Here is a 20,012-nt window from a genome sequence, read left to right as displayed (position 1 = left end):
GGGCAACGCACAACGGTAGGGCCGCGAGCGACGTCAGCCAATCTTGTTATCCACAGGCTGTGTGGATGAGATGTGGATGACGGGTCCGAAGCTGTGGGTAAGTCGCTTCGACCTGTGTACGGACCGGGGGACGGCACTGTGGACAAAATCACCCAACCCGCCCCGACACTCCATCTGACCTGGGATTTCTTCATCCACCGGCTGTGGGGGAGAAATTAATTCGACACTGCCTCAAGATCGCCCCGGACGGGCTGCCAGGAACGCCCAAGTCAGCGCCTCGGTAAGGGCTCAATATGGATTGCATCCATTACCTGTGGAAGATTAGATTGAGCACATGACACAGGCCCCCGCGCTACCGAAGGCCGGCCCGAAGCGGCACGACCGCGAGATCCTCGGACTCGCCGTCCCCGCCTTCGGGTCCCTCGTCGCCGAGCCGCTGTTCGTGATGGCGGACAGCGCCATCGTGGGCCATCTCGGCACCCCTCAGCTCGCCGGTCTGGGCGTCGCGGCTGCACTCCTCACCACGGGCGTCAGCGTCTTCGTGTTCCTCGCCTACGCCACCACCGCGGCCGTGGCCCGCCGGGTGGGAGCCGGGGACCTCCAGGCCGCGATACGGCAGGGCATGGACGGCATCTGGCTGGCCCTGATACTCGGTGCCCTCGTCGTCGTCGCCCTGCTGGCCTCCGCCTCCTGGCTGGTCTCCGCGTTCGGCGCCTCCGACACCGCCGCCCCGTACGCCCTCACCTACCTGAAGATCTCCGCGCTGGGCCTGCCCGCCATGCTGATGGTCCTCGCGGCCACGGGAGTGCTGCGAGGCCTGCAGGACACCCGTACGCCCCTCTACGTGGCCGTCGGCGGGTTCGCCGCCAACACCGTGCTGAACCTCGCCCTGGTCTACGGCGCCGGCCTGGGCATCGCCGGCTCCGCCTGGGGCACCGTCCTCGCCCAGTGGGCCATGGCCGCCGTCTACCTCGTCGTGGTCGTCCGCGGCGCCCGCCGGCACGGCGCCTCGCTCCGCCCCGACCCTGCGGGGATCCGGGCCTGTGCACAGGCCAGCGCGCCCCTGCTGGTCCGCACCCTGTCGCTGCGCGCCGCACTGATGCTCGCCACCGCGGTGGCGGCCCGGCTCGGCGACACGGACATCGCCGCCCACCAGATCCTGATCGCCCTGTGGAGCCTGCTCGCCTTCTCCCTGGACGCGATCGCCATTGCGGGCCAGTCGATCATCGGCCGCTATCTGGGCGCCGGGGACACCGAGGGAGCCAGGGCGGTGGGACGCCGCATGGTGCAGTGGGGCCTCGGCGCCGGGGCGGTTCTCGGCCTGCTGGTCATCGTGACCCGTCCGCTGTTCATCCCGCTCTTCACCTCCGACCCGGCGGTGGAGGCCGCGCTATTGCCCGCCCTGCTGGTGCTGGCCGTCTCGCAGCCGATCGCCGGCATCGTCTTCGTCCTCGACGGGGTGCTGATCGGTGCGGGCGACGGCCCGTACCTGGCCAAGGCCATGCTGGTGACCCTGGCGGTCTTCGCACCGGCCGCCCTGCTCGTCCCGGCCCTCGGAGGCGGTCTGACGATGCTCTGGTGCGCCATAACGCTGATGATGCTGGTGCGGATGGTCACGCTGCAGCTGAGGGCCCGCTCGGGCCTCTGGCTGGTCACCGGGGCCACCCGCTGACACCGCTGTTTCACGTGAAACATGCCGAAGGAATACCGAAGGAAACATGACGAAGGGCCGCACCCCGAGGGGTGCGGCCCTTCGTGTGCAGCCCTTAGGCGGCGACGACCTCGACGCCCAGGTTCGCGACCACGTCGGCGTGCAGACGCACGGAGACCTGGTAGGAACCGAGGGTCTTGATCGGCGCACCGAGCTCGACACGGCGCTTGTCGACCTTCGGACCACCGGAAGCCTCGATCGCCGTGGCGATGTCGGCCGGGGTCACGGAGCCGAAGAGACGGCCGGCGTCACCCGAGCGGGTGGCCAGACGGACCTTCGTGCCCTCGAGCTTGGCCTTGACCTCGTTGGCCTGCTCGATGGTCGCGATCTCGTGGATCTTGCGGGCGCGGCGGATCTGCGCCACGTCCTTCTCGCCACCCTTGGTCCAGCGGATCGCGAAACCACGCGGGACCAGGTAGTTGCGAGCGTAGCCGTCCTTGACGTCGACGACGTCGCCGGCCGTTCCGAGGCCGGAGACCTCGTGGGTCAGGATGATCTTCATTAGTCGGTCACCCTTTCCTTAGCGCGCGGTGGACGTGTAGGGCAGCAGTGCCATCTCACGGCTGTTCTTCACGGCCGTGGCGACGTCACGCTGGTGCTGCGTGCAGTTGCCGGTAACGCGGCGGGCACGGATCTTGCCGCGGTCGGAAATGAACTTCCGCAGCATGTTCGTGTCCTTGTAGTCCACGTAAGCGGTCTTGTCCTTGCAGAACGCGCAGACCTTCTTCTTAGGCTTGCGCACAGGCGGCTTCGCCATGGTGTTTCTCCTGTGTGATCAAGAAGTTTTGGTACGGGCTGCCCTAGAAGGGCGGCTCGTCCGAGTAGCCGCCGCCGGAGCCGCCGGAACCGCCGGAGCTTCCGCCCCAGCCGCCTCCGCCGCCCTGCTGCTGGCCGCCGGCCGGAGCGCTGGACGCCCACGGGTCGTCGGAGGGAGCTCCGCCGCCCTGCTGGCCGCCGCTGGGGGCTCCGCCCCAGTTGCCACCGCCGCCGCCCTGCTGGCCGCCGCCGCCGTAACCACCCTGGCCACCGCGACCGGTGGTCTTGGCGACCTTGGCCGTGGCGTTCTTCAGGCTGGGGCCGACTTCCTCGACGTCCAGCTCGTAGACCGTGCGCTTGACACCCTCACGGTCCTCGTACGACCGCTGCTTCAGCCGGCCCTGCACGATGACGCGCATGCCGCGCTGGAGCGACTCGGCGACGTTCTCGGCCGCCTGCCGCCACACCGAGCAGGTCAGGAACAGGCTCTCGCCGTCCTTCCACTCGTTGGTCTGGCGGTCGAAGGTGCGGGGAGTGGACGCGACACGGAACTTCGCGACCGCCGCACCCGAGGGGGTGAAGCGCAGCTCGGGGTCGTCGACGAGATTGCCGACGACCGTGATGACGGTCTCGCCTGCCATGGGTGAACCTCTCGGCGGGTTTTGCTGCTGGCTGCTAGTGCTACTCGGACCCGATTACCGCTGAACCGAAGTTCAGTGGGTCTCGGGACGGAGGACCTTGGTCCGGAGGACCGACTCGTTCAGGTTCATCTGGCGGTCGAGCTCCTTGACGACCGCAGGCTCGGCCTGCAGGTCGATGACCGAGTAGATGCCCTCGGGCTTCTTCTTGATCTCGTAAGCGAGACGACGACGGCCCCAGGTGTCGACCTTCTCGACCTTTCCGTTGCCCTCACGGACGACGGAGAGGAAGTTCTCGATCAGCGGGGAGACAGCGCGCTCCTCGAGATCGGGGTCGAGGATGACCATCACCTCGTAGTGACGCATGTGGAACCCACCTCCTTTGGACTCAGCGGCCACGGTCGTTCCGTGGCAGGAGGGTCGTGATGCGTGTTGCACGGCATCCGGCCAGCTCGGAAGGATCAGAGCCGACGGCAGACACCAGTGCAGTCGTACAGAGTACCTGCTCCCGTCCTTCCGGTTGAAATCCGGCAGGAGAGGACCACAATCTGTACACATCGGGTGTGCGCGATGCTATGCCCGCCTCAGCCAGGAGGTGCCTTCCGATGGCACAGGCAATGCGAAGCCGGTCCTCCATCTCTCTGCTCGCCACCGACGGCAAGCCCCATCCCCTGCAAGACGCCCTGCTCGCGGCAACAGTGGTGCTCGGCGCCGTGGCGTTGATCACGGCCTTCTTCCCCGATCTGCACCTGCTCACCTCGTGGGCCGGGCTGATCGGGATCCTGACGGGCGGGTACGGACAGTTCATTTCCGCGACGACACGCGAGCGCTTCGCACTGGTCGTCGGGCTGGGCGCGTCCGCGCTCGGCTTCTTCCTCGGCATGGCACACGGCGGCCTGTTCGGCGGCCTGATCGGCTGACCGGGGCACCTCCGCGGCAGGGCGCCCCTTGTCCCCCGGATGGGTGGCGCCCTCGTCACAGTAGGCTTCGCGGCATACCAGCGAAGCCGCCGGAGGAGACGCCCCGCATGAGCCTGTCCCTGAGGACCATTAGCCGAGAGCAGCATCTGGCCTATCTCCAGAGCCTGCCCTCGGCGAGTCACTGCCAGGTCCCGGCGTGGGCCGACGTGAAGAACGAGTGGCGGTCCGAGAACCTCGGATGGTTCGACACGTCCGGCGAACTCGTCGGCGCCGCCTTGGTGTTGTACCGACAGCTGCCCAAGGTGAAGCGGTACCTGGCCTACCTGCCGGAGGGCCCGGTCATCAACTGGTACGCCCCCAATCTGGAGGAGTGGCTCCAGCCGATGCTGGCGCACCTCAAGCAGCAGGGTGCGTTCACCGTGAAGATGGGTCCGCCGGTGGTCATCCGCCGTTGGAACTCGGCCGCCATCAAGGCCGGCATCCAGGACCCGGAGGTCAAGCGCCTGCGGGACGTGGAGGCTTCCCACATCGAGCCCCGCGCCTTCGAGGTGTCCGACAAGCTGCGCCGGATGGGCTGGCAGCAGGGCGAGGACGGCGGCGCCGGCTTCGGTGACGTCCAGCCGCGCTACGTATTCCAGGTGCCGCTGGCCAACCGTTCGCTGGACGATGTCCTCAAGGGCTTCAACCAGCTGTGGCGCCGCAACATCAAGAAGGCCGAGAAGGCCGGCGTCGAGGTGGTCCAGGGCGGCTACGAGGACCTGCCGACCTGGCAGCACCTGTATGAGATCACGGCCGAGCGCGACAAGTTCCGCCCGCGCCCGCTGAGCTACTTCCAGCGCCAGTGGACGGCCCTCAATTCCGAGGACCCCAACCGGATGCGGCTGTACATCGCCAAGCACGAGGGGGAGCCGCTGGCCGCCGCCACGATGCTCACCGTCGGCCAGCACGTCTGGTACTCGTACGGCGCATCGGCCAACCACAAGCGCGAGGTGCGTCCCTCGAACGCGATGCAGTGGCGGATGCTGCGGGATTCCTACGCCCTCGGCGCGAGCGTGTACGACCTGCGCGGTATCAGTGACACCCTGGACGAGAACGACCACCTGTTCGGTCTGATCCAGTTCAAGGTGGGTACCGGCGGCGAGGCCGTCGAGTACGTCGGAGAGTGGGACTTCCCGCTCAACAAGCTGCTGCACAAGGCGCTCGACATCTACATGTCGCGCCGCTGAGAGAACGCTGAGAGAAGGGGTCCGGACAGGCATGGCGCTCACGCTCTACGTCGACACCGCGCGCTGGCGTGCGCACCAGAAGCGGGTGTTCGACCAGTTCCCCGGGCTGATCCCGGTCTGCAAGGGCAATGGCTACGGGTTCGGCCACGACCGGCTCGCCGAGGAGGCGACCCGGCTGGGGACCGACATCCTGGCGGTCGGCACCACGTACGAGGCCGCGAAGATCAAGGACATGTTCAGCGGCGACCTGCTGGTCCTGACCCCGTTCCGGCGGGGTGAGGACCCGGTGCCGCTGCCGGACCGGGTGATCCGCTCGGTGTCCTCGGTGGACGGGGTGCGCGGGCTGGTGGGTGCCCGGGTGGTCATCGAGTGCATGAGCTCGATGAAGCGGCACGGGGTGTCCGAGCAGGACCTCGGCCTGCTGGCCGGGGCCATCGAGGATGTGCGGCTGGAGGGCTTCGCCCTGCACCTGCCGCTGGACCGGCCGGACGGCTCGGACGCCGTCGAGGAGGTCATCGGCTGGATGGACCGGCTGCGGGCGGCCCGGCTGCCGCTGCACACCATGTTCGTGAGTCACCTGCGTGCGGAGGAGCAGACGCGCCTCCAGCAGCAGTTCCCGCAGACCCGCTTCCGGGCCCGGATCGGGACCCGGCTGTGGCTGGGGGACCACGAGGCGACCGAGTACAAGGGCGGGGTCCTGGACGTCACCCGGGTGGCCAAGGGCGACCGGTTCGGCTACCGGCAGCAGAAGGCCGCCTCGGACGGCTGGCTGGTCGTCGTCGCCGGGGGCACCTCCCACGGGGTGGGCCTGGAGGCCCCGAAGGCGCTGCACGGTGTGATGCCCCGGGCCAAGGGCGTGGCCCGGGCCGGTCTGGCCACGGTGAACCGAAACCTTTCGCCCTTCGTGTGGGCGGGCAAGCAGCGCTGGTTCGCCGAGCCGCCGCACATGCAGGTGTCGATCCTGTTCGTGCCGTCGGACGCGACGGAGCCGAAGGTGGGCGACGAGCTGGTCGCGCACCTGCGGCACACGACCACTCAGTTCGACCGTTCGGTCGACCGCTGACCCCACTCGACCCGCTGTCCCTCCGAGGGCGCCGCCTGGTGCGGCGCCCTCGCGGCGTCTGAGAGGACGAACACGTCCGGGGCGCCGTCGAGGATGCCGCCGGAGGGGTCGTCCGAGCCGTCCCGGCGTACCGGGTCCCTCTCGGGCCGCAGGATGTCGCGTACGACCATCGCGCACAGGTAGAGGGTGCCCAGCAGATGGGCCGCGATCGCCAGCTGGTAGCCCTCCACGGGCAGGCCCTGGTGCTTTTCCTCGCTGGTGGTGTACGCGAGGTACATCCAGATGCCGAGGAAGTACATGACCTCGCCGGCCTGCCAGATCAGGATGTCGCGCCAGCGCGGGCGGGCCAGCGCCGCCAGCGGGATCAGCCACAGCACGTACTGCGGCGAGTAGACCTTGTTGGTCAGGATGAAGGCGGCGACGACCAGGAAGGCGAGCTGGGCGAACCGCGGCCGACGGGGCGCGATCAGGGTCAGCAGGCCGATGCCCGCGCAGAGCAGCAGGGTGAGCGCGGTGGCGTAGGTGTTGGCGCCCTCCAGGGGGTTCCCGGTGCGCTGGGAGATCAGCAGCCAGACGGAGCCGAAGTCGATGGGGCGTTCCTGGCTGAAGGTGTAGAACTTCGTCCAGCCCTGCCAGGCCCCGAGCATCACGGGCAGGTTGACCAGCAGCCAGGAGCCCGCCGCACCGAGCGCTGCGGTCCCGAAGGCCCGCCATTTCCCGGCCCGCCAGCACAGCACGAAGAGCGGGCCGAGCAGCAGGACGGGGTAGAGCTTGGCGGCGGTGGCCAGGCCAATGAGGATGCCGAAGGCCAGGGCCCGGCCGCGGGACCACATGAGCATCGCGGCGGCGGTCAGGGCGAGGGCCAGCAGGTCCCAGTTGATGGTCGCGGTGAGCGCGAAGGCCGGTGCGAGGGCGAAGAGCAGGGCGTCCCAGGGGCGGCGGCGGTGGGTGCGGGCGACGCAGACGGCGATGACGGCGGTGCAGGCCATCAGCATGCCGGCGTTGACCATCCAGTAGATCTGCTCGCGGTGCTGCATGGAGCCGCTGCCGGGGGTCAGCCAGGAGGCGATCTCCATGAACAGGCCGGTGAGCACGGGGTACTCGAGGTACTGCATGTCGCCGGGGAGCCGGTCGAAGTACGGGGTGAGGTTGTCGGCGAAGCCGCGTACGGCGTACAGGTGCGGGATGTCGGAATAGCAGGCGTGGGTGTACTGGGAGCTCGCACCCTGGAACCACGCCCAGTTGTAGCAGGGCAGTTTCTGCACCATGCCGAGGGCGAACATGCCGAGGGCGACGAGGACCACGACCCGAACCGGGGTCAGCCAGTGGCCGCCGAGCAGGGCGTGGCGGCCGAGCGGGCCGCCGATGAGCTGGCTGCCTGCGGCGGCCACCTCGTCCTGCCGGGTGGGTGGTACGGGGTGGTCCTCGTGCACCTTGGTCATGCGGTCATCCTGCCGCACCGGGGTCAGTCGGTGTCCTCACCGGTGGGTCCCCAAATGGTGCTGCCGTCGGTGGAGCCGTCCGTGGAACCGGTGGAACCGGTGGTGGTTCCACCCGGGCGACCCGGTTTGCCGGACCTGCTCGGGGAGGGGCTACCGCCCCCGGGCCCGCCGTTGTTGCCGCCCTGGCTCATGCCGCCGTTGTCGGTGCCGGTGGTGGTGCCTGCGTCGGAGTTGCAGTCCCACTGCCACGGCTTGCAGGAGGGCTTGCCGCCCTTCGACGGGGTCGGCGAGGGGGAGGGGGAGACCTCCGGCTTCTTCGTCTCCGAGGGGGAGGGGGAAGGCGACGGGCTCGGGCTGGGGGACGGCGCACCGGCCGAGTCGGCGGTGACGCCGATGTCCTCGGCCTCGGGGAAGTCCTTGACCGGGGTGCCCTTCAGCGCGGCCTTCATGTAGTCGGTCCAGATCACGGCGGGGATGTCACCACCGTGGATGGAGTCGACGCCACCGGTGCCGTTCATCGACTCGAGGGTCTTCACCTTGGCGTTGGGGTCGGTCCGGAAAAGGGTGACCGCGGTGGAGAGCTCCGGGGTGTAGCCGACGAACCAGGCCGACTTGTTCTTGTCGGTGGTTCCGGTCTTGCCGGCGGCCGGCCGGCCGAGCTTCTTGGCCTTGGTGCCGGTGCCGTTCTGGACGACGTTCTCGAGGACCTTGGTGACGTTGTCGGCGACGGCGTTGTCCATCGCCCGCTCCGCCTTGGGTGCCGCGAAGCCGTCCAGCTCGTTGCCGTTCTGGACCACCTTGGTGACGGAGAACGGCTCGCGGTGGGTGCCGGAGGCGGCGAAGGTGGCGTAGGAGTCGGCCATCCGGATGGCGCTGGGGGTGGAGGTGCCGAGGGCGAACGAGGCGTCGTTGTTCGGGTTCATCGACTCGTTGAGGATGCCGGTGGCCTTGGCCACCTTGCGCACCTTGTCGTGGCCGACGTCGAAGACAAGCTGGGCGAACGGCACGTTGATGGACTTCTCCATCGACTCGTTGAGGGTCACGTAGCCGTAGGGGAAGCTGCCCTCGTTCTTCTGCCGGAACGGCTTGCCGGAGGCGTCGCGCAGCGGCTTGCCCGCCCGGTTGTTGATCACGGTGAGGTCGTTGGCCTGGTACTTGCTGTCGACCGAAAGGCCCTCGCCGTCGGAGTTCTGGGTGCCGTACTCCATGGCCGCGGCCAGCACATACGGCTTCCAGGTGGAGCCGACCGGGACACCGGTAGTGTTGGCGTTGTTGTTGAAGTACTTCTGGTCCCAGCCCGGACCGCCGTACAGGGCGACGATGGCCCCGGTCTTCACGTCCACGGAGGCGGCGCCGAACTGCACGTTGGTGTCGTGCGCGGGCCGCTTCTTCGGGTCGAGGAAGTCATTGCGGGTGTCGTCGACGGCCTTGGTCAGGGCGTCCACCCGGGGCTTCTGGAAGGTGGTGTAGATCCGGTAGCCGCCCTGGGCCATCTGCTCGGCCGTGAGGTTCTTCGTCTTCATCACGTACTGCTTGGCCGTCTCGACCAGGTAGCCGGTCTGGCCGGTGAGCGAGCGGGCCTGCTCGGAGTCGACCAGCTTGGGGAACCCGGCGGCCTTGTGCTGATCGCGTTCCTGCGGGGTCATCCGGCCGACCTCGACCTCGCGGTCGAGCACCCAGGCCCAGCGCTGCCGAGCCCGTTCCTCGTTGGCCTCGGGGGTGGCTGCGCTGCCGATGCCGCCGTCCGGGTTGTAGAGGTTGGGACCCTTGAGGACCTGGGCGAGGAAGGCGCTCTCGGAGGGCGTGAGCTGGTTGCAGTCCTTGCCGAAGTAGGCCCGGGCGGCGGCCTGGATGCCGTAGGCGTCGCGGCCGTAGTAGGCGGTGTTCAGGTAACCCGCGAGGACGGTGTCCTTCTCCTCGCTGACGCCGAGCTTGATCGAGATGAAGAGCTCGGTGACCTTCCGCTTCACAGTCTGCTCGGAGTTGAGGAAGGTGTTCTTGACGTACTGCTGGGTGATGGTCGAGCCACCCTGGGTGGAGCCGCCGGTGGCCATGTTGTAGACGGCGCGGGCGACACCCATGGGGTCCACGCCCTTGTCGGTCTCGAAGGACGCGTTCTCGGCTGCGATCACCGCGTTCCGCATCGACTTCGGGATCTTGTCGATGGTGACGATCTGCCGGTTGGTGGAGCCACCGGTGGCCGCCATCTGGGTGTTGTCGGCCCAGTAGTAGACGTTGTTCTGGGCCTTGGCCGCCTTGTGGGGGTCGGGGGTGCCGACCATGGCGATGCCGATGCCGGCGCCCGCCGTCACGATCGCGAAGAACCCCAGGGCGGTGCCGCCGACCAGCTTCCAGGACGGCATGAAGCGCTGCCAGCCGTCCTTGTCGGACCGCGGGTAGTTGATGAATCGCTTGTCCGGCCGGCCTCGGCCGGAGCCGCGCTGGCCGGCCCGGCGGGCCTCGGCACGGCTGCCGTGGGCGGTCTGATCGCCGTGCGGGCCGCCATAGGGGCCGCTGTGCGAGGTGGTGGGGACATCGCGTCCGGGCATGGCGCTGCGTCCGGTGCCGCGCTGGCCGGCCCGGCGGGACGCTGCGCGGCCGCCGCCCTGAGGCTGCGGCGGTTTGCGGCGGTGCTCGCTCATGGCGCACAGACTACGCACGTTCAAAACCGAACCAGTGCCGAAGTTCACCCCAAATCCGGCAACTTGCCTGGTGCAAATTGGTGATGTGACACCGGTCACCATGCCCTCCCTTGTGGCCGGAGGCGGCCCGTTCTATCGTCTGGATGTATCGAGTCGATACATCGGCCCGACATGACATACGGGACTATGAGGTGGGGGAGGGAGCTGGCGGATGAGTCGACGCTCAGGCATCCTCGAGTTCGCCGTCCTCGGCCTGCTCCGCGAATCCCCCATGCACGGGTACGAACTGCGCAAGCGGCTCAACACCTCGCTGGGGGTGTTCCGGGCATTCAGCTACGGGACCCTCTACCCCTGCCTCAAGACGCTGGTCGCCAACGGCTGGTTGATCGAAGAACCGGGCAATGCCCCGGAGGACGCCCTTGCCGCTTCACTCGCAGGGCGGCGGGCCAAGATCGTCTACCGGTTGACGGCGGCGGGCAAGGAACACTTCGAGGAGCTCCTTTCCCACACCGGGCCGGAGACCTGGGAGGACGAGTCCTTCGCCGCCCGCTTCGCCTTCTTCGGCCAGACCGAGCGGGAAGTACGGATGCGGGTCCTGGAGGGCCGCCGCAGCCGGCTGGAGGAGCGCCTCGAGAAGATGCGCGCCTCGCTCGCCCGCACCCGGGAACGCGTCGACGACTACACGCTGGAGCTGCAACGGCACGGCATGGAGTCGGTGGAGCGCGAAGTCCGCTGGCTGAACGAGCTCATTGAGAGTGAGCGGGCGGGACGGGACCAGAGACGTTCCGGTCCGTCCGACGAAACCGAAAAATGAGGCCCTGCAGCTCGCAGGCCTCGTCCGAGAACAAACAGGGAGCAACCGGAATGGGTTCGGTTCGCGTAGCCATCGTCGGCGTGGGCAACTGCGCCGCCTCGCTGGTGCAGGGCGTCGAGTACTACAAGGACGCCGACCCGGCCACCAAGGTCCCGGGTCTGATGCACGTGCAGTTCGGCGACTACCACGTGCGTGACGTGGAGTTCGTCGCGGCCTTCGATGTCGACGCGAAGAAGGTCGGCCTCGACCTCTCGGACGCCATCGGCGCCAGCGAGAACAACACCATCAAGATCTGCGACGTCCCGCGCAAGGGCGTGACCGTGCAGCGCGGTCACACCCTGGACGGCCTGGGCAAGTACTACCGGATGACCATCGAGGAGTCCGCCGAGGCCCCGGTCGACGTCGTCCAGGTCCTGAAGGACAAGCAGGTCGACGTTCTGGTCTGCTACCTGCCCGTCGGTTCCGAGGACGCCGCGAAGTTCTACGCGCAGTGCGCCATCGACGCCAAGGTCGCGTTCGTCAACGCTCTCCCGGTCTTCATCGCCGGCACCAAGGAGTGGGCGGACAAGTTCACCGAGGCCGGTGTCCCGATCGTCGGCGACGACATCAAGTCGCAGGTCGGCGCCACCATCACGCACCGCGTGATGGCCAAGCTGTTCGAGGACCGCGGTGTCCGTCTTGAGCGCACCATGCAGCTCAACGTCGGCGGCAACATGGACTTCAAGAACATGCTGGAGCGCGACCGCCTGGAGTCGAAGAAGATCTCCAAGACCCAGGCCGTCACCTCGCAGATCCCCGACCGTGAGCTCGGCGACAAGAACGTCCACATCGGTCCCTCCGACTACGTGGCGTGGCTCGACGACCGCAAGTGGGCCTACGTCCGCCTCGAGGGCCGCGCCTTCGGTGACGTTCCGCTGAACCTGGAGTACAAGCTCGAGGTCTGGGACTCCCCGAACTCCGCGGGTGTCATCATCGACGCCGTGCGCGCCGCGAAGATCGCCAAGGACCGCGGCATCGGCGGCCCGATCCTGTCGGCATCCAGCTACTTCATGAAGTCCCCGCCGGTCCAGTACTTCGACGACGAGGCCCTGGCCAACGTCGAGAAGTTCATCAAGGGCGAGGTCGAGCGCTAAGCACGACAGACGAGGCGCGCCAAGGGTTCGCCTTCTCTTCCGCGGAGGGTCCCCGGGCAATATGCCCGGGGACCCTCCGCGTATGTGACCCTAGCCCTCATGGCTGTCGTACGGGATCTGCGCGTGCTGCTGCGCCTGAGGGACTTCCGGAAGCTGCTCGCCGTACGACTGCTGTCCCAGGCGGCCGACGGTGTCTACCAGGTGGCCCTCGCCACCTACGTGGTGTTCTCCCCCGAGAAGCAGACCTCGCCTGCGGCCATTGCCTCCACCATGGCGGTGCTGCTGCTTCCCTACTCGGCGATCGGCCCGTTCGCCGGGGTCCTGCTGGACCGGTGGCGCCGCCGCCAGGTCTTCCTCTACGGCAATCTGCTCCGTGCCTTCCTGGCCTGTGTCACCGGGATGCTGATCGTGGCGCAGGTGCCGGACTGGCTGTTCTACGCCTCCGCGCTGTCGGTCACCGCGGTCAACCGCTTCGTCCTGGCGGGGCTGTCCGCCTCCCTGCCCCGGGTGGTCGGGCCCGAGCAGCTGGTCATCGCCAATGCCCTGTCCCCCACCGCGGGCACCCTGGCCGCGACCGCCGGCGGGGGGCTGGCCTTCCTGGTCCGGCTGCTGGCCGCCGAGTCCAATGCCGTGGTGGTGCTGCTGGGCGCCGCTCTCTACCTGTGTGCCGCCCTGGCCTCGCTGCGACTGCCCATCGCCCTGCTCGGACCGGACCAGGACCCGGCACACCGGTATCCCACGCTGGTCGAGGGAATCGCCCTGACCGTACGGGGCATGGCAGCGGGGCTGCGGCATCTGTCGGAACGCCGGGCGGCGGCCCAGGCACTGGCCGCCATGACCTTGATGCGGTTCTGCTACGGCGCGCTCACGGTGATGGTGCTGATGCTCTGCCGGTACGCCTGGTCGGACCGGGAGTCGGACGGTCTGGCCCTGCTGGGGCTGGCGGTCGGCGCCTCGGGGGCGGGCTTCTTCACGGCCGCCGTGATCACACCGTGGCTGGTGGGCCGGGTCGGCACCCGAGGCTGGATCACGGTCTGTGCCGCCGGCGCCGCGGTCCTGGTGCCGGCTCTGGGACTGTTCTTCGCCCCCGGGCCGATGCTGGTGGCCGCCTTCGTCCTGGGCCTGGCCACCCAGGGAGCCAAGATCGCCACCGATACGGAGGTCCAGTCCCGGGTGGACGACGAGTTCCGCGGCCGGATCTTCTCTCTCTACGACGTGCTGTTCAACGTCGCGTTCGTCACCGCCGCCGCAGCGGCGGCGCTGATCCTCCCGGCCGACGGGAAGTCCGTGGCACTGATCGTGTGCGTGGCCGTCCTGTACGCCGCGACCGCAGTGGGGCTGGCACGCAGGGGGCGATGTTTCACGTGAAACATCGCCCCCTGCGTCATCACCGGCCGGCCATGGGCCCGTGATGTTTCACGTGAAACATCACCGCACCGGGATCAGTCCTGGGTCGCCCACCACTCCTTGAGAGCGGTGACGGCAGCGTCCCGCTCCATCGGCCCGTTCTCCAGCCGCAGCTCCAGCAGGAAGGCGTAGGCCTTGCCGATCACGGGACCGGGACCGATGCCGAGCACGTCCATGATCTCGTTTCCGTCCAGGTCGGGCCGAATCGCGTCCAGCTCTTCCTGCTCCTGCAGCTGGGCGATCCGGTCCTCCAGGCCGTCGTAGGCCCGGGAGAGCGCATTGGCCTTGCGCTTGTTGCGGGTGGTGCAGTCGGACCGGGTCAGCTTGTGCAGCCGGCTCAGCAGCGGGCCCCCGTCACGGACGTAGCGCCGCACCGCAGAGTCGGTCCACTCGCCGGTGCCGTAGCCGTGGAACCGCAGGTGCAGCTCCACGAGACGGGAAACGTCCTTGATCATCTCGTTGGAGTACTTCAGCGCGGTCAACCGCTTGCGGGTCATCTTCGCGCCCACCACCTCGTGGTGGTGGAAGGAGACCCGGCCGTCGACCTCGAACCGGCGGGTGCGCGGCTTCCCGATGTCATGCAGCAGTGCGGCCAGCCGCAGCACCAGGTCGGGCCCGTCCTCCTCCAGGTCGATCGCCTGCTCGAGCACGATCAGCGAGTGGTCGTAGACGTCCTTGTGCCGGTGGTGTTCGTCACTCTCCAGCCGCAGGGCCGGCAGCTCGGGCAGCACCCGGTCGGCCAGGCCGGTGTCCACCAGCAGGCCGAGGCCCTTGCGGGGGTGGGCAGAGAGCAGCAGCTTGTTCAGCTCGGCCTGGATCCGCTCGGCCGAGACGATCTCGATCCGGTCGTACATCGACTCCATGGCCGCAACGACCTCGGGTGCCACCTCGAAGTCGAGCTGGGCGGCGAACCGGGCGGCCCGCATCATGCGCAGCGGATCGTCCGAGAAGGAGTCCTCCGGGGTGCCCGGGGTCCGCAGGATCCGTGCCTCCAGGTCCTCCAGGCCGCCGTGCGGGTCGATGAACTCCTGCTCGGGCAGGGCCAGGGCCATGGCGTTGACCGTGAAGTCGCGGCGGACCAGGTCCTCCTCGATGGAGTCGCCGTAGGACACCTCGGGCTTGCGCGAGGTCCGGTCGTACGCCTCCGACCGGTAGGTGGTCACCTCGATCTGGAAGCTCCGGTCGGTGTCACCGACCCGGGCCTCCTTCTGGCAGCCGATGGTGCCGAAGGCGATGCCGACGTCCCAGACCGAGTCCGCCCAGGGCCGGACGATCCTCAGCACGTCTTCGGGGCGGGCATCGGTGGTGAAGTCCAGATCGTTGCCGAGGCGCCCGAGCAGCGCGTCGCGGACGGAGCCGCCGACCAGGGCGAGGCGGAAGCCCGCCTCCTGGAAGCGGCGTCCGAGCTCGTCGGCGACGGGGGCGACCCGCAGCAGTTCGTTCACTGCGCGGTGCTGCACCTGACTCAGGGCGCTGGGGTTGTCTTCATTGGCGTTCGGCACAACAGAAAAGGGTACGTGCCCCGCCCGCGAGGAGCTTCCCCGTTTACGGGACACCCCGCGGCCGTACCGCCGCCCGGCGGCCACGATCATGTGGAGCAGTCCGCGGCACTCGGGCACAGCGGGCCTCGTTACCATGCGTGGACGCACAAACGACGACCACTGACACCGAGGGACGGGCGAAGCGCGTGGCCGATGGGGCAGACACGGGAGACATCAGCGGGCCGGCCCCGGCTCCGCTCCGACGCCGCTGGCTGCGGCGTGCGGTCGTGCTGCTCGCAGGCACTCCGGTGCTCGCCGGCCTGGTCTACGCCCCGGCGCCCGAGGCCACAGCGGCCGAGAACGGCAACGGGACCGTCGATGTGCAATTGCTCTCGCTGGCCCCCGCCGCCCCGGTGAAGGGCGACACCCTCACCATCACCGGCACCGTGACCAACACGGGGGCGGAGACGATCACGGACGCCCATGTGGGTCTGCGGGTCGGACCTCCGCTGAACAGCCGGGACGCCATCGACAGCGTCTCCGAGCGGACCCGCTTCCGGGCCGGGGTCGACCCCGCGGAGATCGACGCGGCCTACGCGGTCAAGATCCCCGCCCTGCCGTCCAAGGTCGGCCAGGAGTTCACCCTCAAGGTCCCGGTCAACAAGCTGGAGCTGGACAAGGACGGGGTCTACCAGCTCGGCGTCTCGGTGTCCGGAGAGACCGGCAGCCGCCCGGCCGAGCAGGTCCTCGGAATCGAGCGGACCTTCCTGCCGTGGCAGCCGGAGGCAGCCGCCAAGCGCTCCCAGCTCACCTATCTCTGGCCGCTGATCTCCACCACTCACCTGACCGCCGAGACCCTGCCCGACGAGACCCAGACCCCCGTCTTCCTGGACGACGACCTGGCCGCGGATCTGGCGGAGACCGGCCGTCTGGGACAGATGGTCTCCCTCGGCAAGGAGCTCCCCGTCACCTGGGTCATCGACCCCGACCTGCTGTACACGGTCGATGCGATGACCAAGGGCTACCGGGTGCGCACCCCGGACGGAAAGGTCGTCCAGGGCAAGAGCAAGGCCGTCGCCGAGCGGTGGCTGAACTCCCTCGAAGCGGCCGTGCAGGGCAAGAAGGTCGTTGCCCTGCCCTTCGCCGACCCGGACATCGCCTCCCTCGCCCACCGCGGGAAGGACGTCTCGGGCAGCCTGGGCCAGCTCCGGCCCGCCACCGACAAGGCGGCCCAGGCCGTCGAGACCGTCCTGCACATCACCCCGTCGACCGACTTCTCCTGGCCGCTCGAAGGGGCCATCGATCCGTCGATCGTCAATGTGGCCACCTCGGCCGGCGCCCACAACGTGCTGACCCGCAGCGACAGCCTGCAGGAGAGCGGCACCCTCGGCTACACGCCCTCGGCCGCCCGACCCATCGGGGCCGGCGCCACGGCCGTCGTCGCCGACGCTCGGCTGTCCACCGCCTTCCAGGGCGACATGCTGGCCGCCGGGACCTCCACCCTCGCGGTACAGGAGTTCCTCGCCCAGAGCCTCGCCCTGAACCTCCAGCCCACCGATGCCCAGCGCAGCTTCGTGGTCGCGCCGCAGCGGATGCCCACCTCCAGCCAGGTGCAGAGCATGGCCGTCGCGCTGCGCGGCCTGCAGCCCGGCCGCTGGACCCAGCCGCTGGACCTGGAGGACGCCGCCAAGGCCAAGCCCGACCCGGGGGCCGCCACCCAGGTCCCGGGCGCCGGCCAGTACCCGGAGATGCTGCGGAAGTCGGAGCTCCCGCAGGCCGCCTTCGAGAAGATCCGCACCACGCAGAACACCCTCGACCACTTCAAGGTGATCCTCAGCGCCCCCGACCGGGTCACCATCCCGTTCGGCAACACGATCAACCGGGAGATGTCCACCTCCTGGCGCGGCCATCCCCAGGAGGCCCGGCTGTACCGGGACGGGGTGCAGCAGTACCTCATCGGGCTCACCGAGAAGGTCCGGCTGGTCCGCAAGTCCGACGCCACCCTCTCCGGGCACAGCGCCACCATCCCGGTCACCGTGCAGAACGGCCTGGTCCAGGACGTGCAGGGCCTGGTGCTGCGGCTGAAGTCCGCCAACCCGACCCGCCTGATGTTCGAGGGGGAGGGCGGCCAGGCCCAGCAGGAGGTGTCCGTCCAGGGCGGGCACAGCCAGACCGTCAAGTTCACCGCCAACGCCACGGCGAGCGGCCCCGTCGAGGTCACCGCACAGCTCTTCACCAAGGACGGCGTGGCCTACGGCAAGCCACGGAAGTTCACAGTCGAGGCCACCGAGATCACCTCCACCGTGATGCTCGTCATCGCCGGCGGTGTGCTCCTCCTGGTCCTGGCGGGCATCAAGATGTATGCAGCCCGCAAGCGGGTAGCGGCGCGTGCCGCCGCCGAGGAGAGCACGCAGCCGAGTGACGAGAGCGCGGACACCGGACCGCAAAGCGGCAGCACGTCCGGCCCGGGTGAGACAGTGGACCGTTGAGCGATGCCGTGGCCGGTCGGCCTGGGGACGATGAGGTGGGGTTTCGATGAACGCGCCGTACGACGGTGACCGTGCGCAGGGCACCGGCGGGCCAGCGCCCGGCCAGGGCACTGCCCCGGGCGCCCCGGTGGCCGGGCAGGTACCTCCGCCTGCCCACGCGCCGGACCGCGACCCGTATGTCCAGGACGCCTACGCCTACGACCCGTACCGGTCGCAGGACCTGTCCGCACAGGACCCCGTGACCGAGGCCCTCTACGACCGGGCCGCACACCCCCCGCCGCCTCCCGGCACGTACCAGGAACCCGGCCCGCTGTACGCGGCCCCGTCGGCGCCCCCGTACGCCCCCGACCCGCGGGTGTGGGCCCAGACCCCGCCGCCCGAGCCGGACGGCCCGTCCCGGCACATGCCGTACGGGGACCAGGCGGCCACCACCCAGTTCGTCGGCGTGGACTCCCTCGTCACCACGGCCGCCGAGGCGGAGCCCGAACCGGACGCCTTCGCCCACCTGTACCGCGACCAGCAGGCCACCCCCCGGCCCGCCGTCGAGGAAGCCCCCGTCGCCGCCCCGGCGCCCGCCAAGCCCGCCGGCCGGGCCGCGAGCCTGCTCAAGTCCAGCGCGCTGATGGCCGCCGGCACGATCGTCTCCCGCATCACCGGCTTCCTGCGCACCCTGGTGATCGCCGCCGCGATCGGTGTCGGCACCTTCAACGACACCTACCAGGTCGCCAACACCCTGCCGACGATGATCTACGTACTGGTCGGCGGCGGTGCCCTCAACGCCGTGTTCATCCCGCAGCTGGTGCGGGCCATGAAGAACGACAGCGACGGGGGAACGGCCTACGCCAACCGGCTCCTCACCCTCGTGGTGGTCCTGCTGGCCGGCGTCACCACGGTCTGTGTGCTGGCCGCTCCGCTGTTCATCACCATGATGTCCCCGAAGATCGCCTCCGACCCGAAGCAGATGGAGGTGGCCGTCGCCTTCGCCCGCTACTGCCTGCCCACCATGTTCTTCATGGGCATCCACGTGGTCCTCGGCCAGATCCTCAACGCCCGCGGCCGGTTCGGCGCGATGATGTGGACCCCCGTCCTCAACAACATCGTGGTCATCGCCACCTTCGGCGCCTTCATCTGGGCCTTCGGCGGATTCACCACCTCCGGCGTCAACGCCTCCACCGTCACCCCCGAAGGCGTCCGCCTGCTCGGCCTCGGCACCCTGCTGGGCCTCACCGTCCAGGCCCTGGCGATGCTGCCCTACCTGCGGGACGCCGGCTTCAGCCCGCGGCTGCGCTTCGACTGGAAGGGCCACGGCCTCGGCAAGGCCGCCCGGCTGGCCAAGTGGACGTTCTTCTTCGTCCTCGCCAACCAGGTCGGTCTCGTGGTCGTCACCCAGCTCGCCACCTGGGCCGGTTCGGTGGCCGAGAAGCAGGGCCACCCCGGTACCGGCATCACCGCCTACAACTACGCCCTGCTGCTCTGGCAGATGCCGCAGGCGATCATCACCGTCTCGGTGATGACGGCCGTCCTCCCCCGCATCTCCCGCTCCGCCCACGACGGGGACGCCGCGGCCGTCCGCGACGACATCTCCTACGGCCTGCGCACCTCGGCCGTCGCGATCGTCCCCTGCGCCTTCGCGTTCCTCGCCCTCGGCGTGCCCATGGCCACCCTGCTGTACGCGGGCTCCGGCGCCGGCGCCCAGAACATCGGCTACGTGCTGATGGCCTTCGGCCTCGGCCTCATCCCGTACTCCGTGCAGTACGTCGTCCTGCGCGGGTTCTACGCCTACGAAGACACCCGGACGCCCTTCTACAACACCGTCATCGTGGCCGGCGTCAACGCCGCCGTCTCCGCCGCCGCCTTCTTCGTGCTGCCCGCCCGCTGGGCCGTCGTCGGCATGGCCGCCGCCTACGGCCTCGGCTACACCGTCGGTGTCGGTGTCGCCTGGCGCCGCCTGAAGACCCGGCTGGGCGGCGACCTCGACGGCGCCCACGTCATGCGCACCTACACCCGCCTCACCGGAGCCTGCATCCCGGCCGCCCTGGTCGCCGGTGCCGCAGCCTGGGGCATCACCCACTACCTCGGCAGCGGAGTGACCGGTTCCCTGGCCGCGCTCGTGGCCGGCGCCATCGCCCTTGCGGCCGTATTCCTCATCGCCGCCAAGCGGATGCGGATCGAGGAGCTCAACGCCATGGTCGGAATGGTGCGCGGACGACTGGGGCGCTGATGCGCACAACCATCGGCCCCCATCGTGTGTCGTGCATAGCGTCGGACTGTGGGCACAATTGGCATGGCT

The 20,012-nt window shown here is 69.1% G+C and carries 16 protein-coding genes; 9 read left to right on the top strand and 7 right to left on the bottom strand.

From position 1 onward, the window contains the following. Positions 1-334 precede the first annotated feature (334 nt). Positions 335-1,672: an MATE family efflux transporter gene (locus ABT123_RS08325; RefSeq protein WP_351311049.1), complete on the top strand. Its 1,338-nt coding sequence runs from the start codon at positions 335-337 to the stop codon at positions 1,670-1,672. Between the two features lie 94 nt (positions 1,673-1,766). Here the strand turns inward: ABT123_RS08325 and rplI are convergent, their stop codons facing one another. The 4 genes from rplI to rpsF all read right to left on the bottom strand — a co-directional run bounded on the left by rplI (position 1,767) and on the right by rpsF (position 3,471). Beyond that, a complete protein-coding gene (gene rplI / locus ABT123_RS08320) occupies positions 1,767-2,213 on the bottom strand; it encodes a 50S ribosomal protein L9 (protein WP_351311047.1) in 447 nt (148 codons plus the stop codon). Positions 2,214-2,231: 18 nt separating this feature from the next. After that, entirely contained in the window at positions 2,232-2,468 is a 237-nt protein-coding gene (gene rpsR / locus ABT123_RS08315; protein WP_005315025.1) for a 30S ribosomal protein S18, read from the bottom strand. A gap of 43 nt (positions 2,469-2,511) precedes the next feature. Then, positions 2,512-3,108 carry a single-stranded DNA-binding protein gene (locus tag ABT123_RS08310; protein WP_351311045.1) on the bottom strand — a complete coding sequence of 199 codons (597 nt, stop codon included), beginning with the start codon at positions 3,106-3,108 and terminating at the stop codon, positions 2,512-2,514. 72 nt (positions 3,109-3,180) lie between these two features. Then, positions 3,181-3,471, bottom strand: coding sequence for a 30S ribosomal protein S6 (rpsF, locus tag ABT123_RS08305; protein WP_004950685.1), 291 nt, complete (start codon positions 3,469-3,471; stop codon positions 3,181-3,183). Positions 3,472-3,710: 239 nt separating this feature from the next. Between rpsF and ABT123_RS08300 the strand changes: the two genes are divergently transcribed. From ABT123_RS08300 to ABT123_RS08290, 3 genes are all read left to right on the top strand, one after another. Beyond that, entirely contained in the window at positions 3,711-4,025 is a 315-nt protein-coding gene (locus ABT123_RS08300; protein ID WP_351311043.1) for a hypothetical protein, read from the top strand. A 107-nt stretch (positions 4,026-4,132) separates the two neighbouring features. Beyond that, positions 4,133-5,251: a lipid II:glycine glycyltransferase FemX gene (locus ABT123_RS08295; RefSeq protein WP_351311041.1), complete on the top strand. Its 1,119-nt coding sequence runs from the start codon at positions 4,133-4,135 to the stop codon at positions 5,249-5,251. 31 nt (positions 5,252-5,282) lie between these two features. Beyond that, positions 5,283-6,314 (top strand): alanine racemase, encoded by a 1,032-nt coding sequence (locus tag ABT123_RS08290; protein ID WP_351311039.1) that lies wholly within the window; start codon positions 5,283-5,285, stop codon positions 6,312-6,314. Here ABT123_RS08290 and ABT123_RS08285 read toward each other — a convergent pair. Next, positions 6,287-7,756 (bottom strand): glycosyltransferase family 87 protein, encoded by a 1,470-nt coding sequence (locus tag ABT123_RS08285; RefSeq protein ID WP_351311037.1) that lies wholly within the window; start codon positions 7,754-7,756, stop codon positions 6,287-6,289. The two genes, ABT123_RS08290 and ABT123_RS08285, sit on opposite strands and share 28 nt — an antisense overlap. A gap of 23 nt (positions 7,757-7,779) precedes the next feature. Continuing rightward, the gene (locus ABT123_RS08280; RefSeq protein WP_351311035.1) at positions 7,780-10,398 is read right to left on the bottom strand and encodes a transglycosylase domain-containing protein; all 2,619 of its coding nucleotides are present in this window, start codon (positions 10,396-10,398) and stop codon (positions 7,780-7,782) included. Positions 10,399-10,609: 211 nt separating this feature from the next. Between ABT123_RS08280 and ABT123_RS08275 the strand changes: the two genes are divergently transcribed. The 3 genes from ABT123_RS08275 (at position 10,610) to ABT123_RS08265 (ending at position 13,713) form a co-directional block, all read left to right on the top strand. After that, positions 10,610-11,212: a PadR family transcriptional regulator gene (locus ABT123_RS08275; RefSeq protein WP_351311033.1), complete on the top strand. Its 603-nt coding sequence runs from the start codon at positions 10,610-10,612 to the stop codon at positions 11,210-11,212. 50 nt (positions 11,213-11,262) lie between these two features. Further along, positions 11,263-12,345, top strand: a complete 1,083-nt coding sequence (locus tag ABT123_RS08270) for an inositol-3-phosphate synthase (protein ID WP_351311031.1) — start codon at positions 11,263-11,265, stop codon at positions 12,343-12,345. A 99-nt stretch (positions 12,346-12,444) separates the two neighbouring features. After that, on the top strand, positions 12,445-13,713 hold the full coding sequence (locus ABT123_RS08265) for an MFS transporter (RefSeq protein WP_351311029.1): 1,269 nt from the start codon (positions 12,445-12,447) through the stop codon (positions 13,711-13,713). Positions 13,714-13,787: 74 nt separating this feature from the next. Here ABT123_RS08265 and ABT123_RS08260 read toward each other — a convergent pair whose 3' ends face one another. After that, positions 13,788-15,254, bottom strand: coding sequence for a CCA tRNA nucleotidyltransferase (locus ABT123_RS08260; protein ID WP_351311027.1), 1,467 nt, complete (start codon positions 15,252-15,254; stop codon positions 13,788-13,790). 185 nt (positions 15,255-15,439) lie between these two features. Here ABT123_RS08260 and ABT123_RS08255 point away from each other — a divergent pair, with 185 nt between their 5' ends. Together ABT123_RS08255 and murJ are read left to right on the top strand one after the other, a co-directional pair. Further along, positions 15,440-17,722: a DUF6049 family protein gene (locus ABT123_RS08255; RefSeq protein ID WP_351311025.1), complete on the top strand. Its 2,283-nt coding sequence runs from the start codon at positions 15,440-15,442 to the stop codon at positions 17,720-17,722. Positions 17,723-17,768: 46 nt separating this feature from the next. Further along, a complete protein-coding gene (gene murJ / locus ABT123_RS08250; RefSeq protein ID WP_351311023.1) occupies positions 17,769-19,943 on the top strand; it encodes a murein biosynthesis integral membrane protein MurJ in 2,175 nt (724 codons plus the stop codon). Positions 19,944-20,012: the final 69 nt, after the last annotated feature.

Source organism: Streptomyces sp. NPDC002054 (genome assembly GCF_040296685.1).
In the GTDB taxonomy this organism is placed as follows: Bacteria; Actinomycetota; Actinomycetes; order Streptomycetales; family Streptomycetaceae; genus Streptomyces.
Note: the sequence above shows the minus strand (reverse complement) of the source record. Positions and strands in the feature narration are given on the sequence as shown.

Coding starts and splice junctions, on each gene's coding strand:
- ABT123_RS08325 (WP_351311049.1), top strand. CDS start 335: ATGACACAGGCCCCCGCGCTACCGAAGGCCGGCCCGAAGCGGCACGAC.
- rplI (WP_351311047.1), bottom strand. CDS start 2,213: ATGAAGATCATCCTGACCCACGAGGTCTCCGGCCTCGGAACGGCCGGC.
- rpsR (WP_005315025.1), bottom strand. CDS start 2,468: ATGGCGAAGCCGCCTGTGCGCAAGCCTAAGAAGAAGGTCTGCGCGTTC.
- ABT123_RS08310 (WP_351311045.1), bottom strand. CDS start 3,108: ATGGCAGGCGAGACCGTCATCACGGTCGTCGGCAATCTCGTCGACGAC.
- rpsF (WP_004950685.1), bottom strand. CDS start 3,471: ATGCGTCACTACGAGGTGATGGTCATCCTCGACCCCGATCTCGAGGAG.
- ABT123_RS08300 (WP_351311043.1), top strand. CDS start 3,711: ATGGCACAGGCAATGCGAAGCCGGTCCTCCATCTCTCTGCTCGCCACC.
- ABT123_RS08295 (WP_351311041.1), top strand. CDS start 4,133: ATGAGCCTGTCCCTGAGGACCATTAGCCGAGAGCAGCATCTGGCCTAT.
- ABT123_RS08290 (WP_351311039.1), top strand. CDS start 5,283: ATGGCGCTCACGCTCTACGTCGACACCGCGCGCTGGCGTGCGCACCAG.
- ABT123_RS08285 (WP_351311037.1), bottom strand. CDS start 7,756: ATGACCAAGGTGCACGAGGACCACCCCGTACCACCCACCCGGCAGGAC.
- ABT123_RS08280 (WP_351311035.1), bottom strand. CDS start 10,398: ATGAGCGAGCACCGCCGCAAACCGCCGCAGCCTCAGGGCGGCGGCCGC.
- ABT123_RS08275 (WP_351311033.1), top strand. CDS start 10,610: ATGAGTCGACGCTCAGGCATCCTCGAGTTCGCCGTCCTCGGCCTGCTC.
- ABT123_RS08270 (WP_351311031.1), top strand. CDS start 11,263: ATGGGTTCGGTTCGCGTAGCCATCGTCGGCGTGGGCAACTGCGCCGCC.
- ABT123_RS08265 (WP_351311029.1), top strand. CDS start 12,445: ATGGCTGTCGTACGGGATCTGCGCGTGCTGCTGCGCCTGAGGGACTTC.
- murJ (WP_351311023.1), top strand. CDS start 17,769: ATGAACGCGCCGTACGACGGTGACCGTGCGCAGGGCACCGGCGGGCCA.